The organism is Paenibacillus sp. LPE1-1-1.1 (assembly GCF_040676435.1).
Lineage (GTDB): Bacteria > Bacillota > Bacilli > Paenibacillales > Paenibacillaceae > Pristimantibacillus.
The window spans coordinates 1-634 of record NZ_JBEGHY010000010.1; the positions used below are offsets into that span (position 1 = coordinate 1).

At 49.4% G+C, this 634-nt stretch carries 2 rRNA genes; both read right to left on the minus strand.

Annotation, left to right across the window (positions count from 1 at the left end):
- Positions 1 to 125: ribosomal RNA gene (locus tag MRBLPE1_RS10555) — 23S ribosomal RNA — on the minus strand; the annotation flags it as partial.
- Between the two features lie 238 nt (positions 126 to 363).
- Positions 364 to 480 (minus strand): 5S ribosomal RNA (rrf, locus tag MRBLPE1_RS10560).
- Positions 481 to 634: the final 154 nt, after the last annotated feature.

The window sequence follows — 634 nt, forward strand, 5'->3', positions numbered from 1 at the left end:
TCCCCATTCGGAAATCCTCGGATCAATGCCTGCTTACGGCTCCCCGGGGCGGTATCGTTGTTCGCCACGTCCTTCTTCGGCTCCTGGTGCCTAGGCATCCTCCGTGCGCTCTTACTAGCTTAACCATATGCTCAGGTGATTCGGCTTGCGCTCCGTTACCGCTTTTTCCCTTGAACAATAACCTCTGTAGAGGTGGGGAAAAAGTCGTTAAATGTCGCTGCAATCTCGAACACCTTTCGCTAACAATAAAAACAGCTTAAAGGATGTTTCAGCAATTCTTTTCTTTCGTTATCCAGTTTTCAAGGTGCAAAGTAAATCACAGCGGAGCCTTTCGGCTGCTGCAAAGGTGTAAATATAACACCTGCTTGGCGACGTCCTACTCTCCCAAGACCCTGCGGTCTAAGTACCATTGGCGCTGGAGGGCTTAACGGTCGTGTTCGGTATGGGAACGCGTGGTTCCCCTCCGCCATCGCCACCAAACGGATGACATGACTTAAATTGAAAGAAGGTTTCCGGGGCCCCCGAAAAGTAATCGGTATAAGCTGCAACGCTTATCTTCACTTTTTGGGGACTGGTTACTCTTTCAAAACTGACAACGAGTAAGCGATAAACTGCCAAGTTTATCCGAACCTCA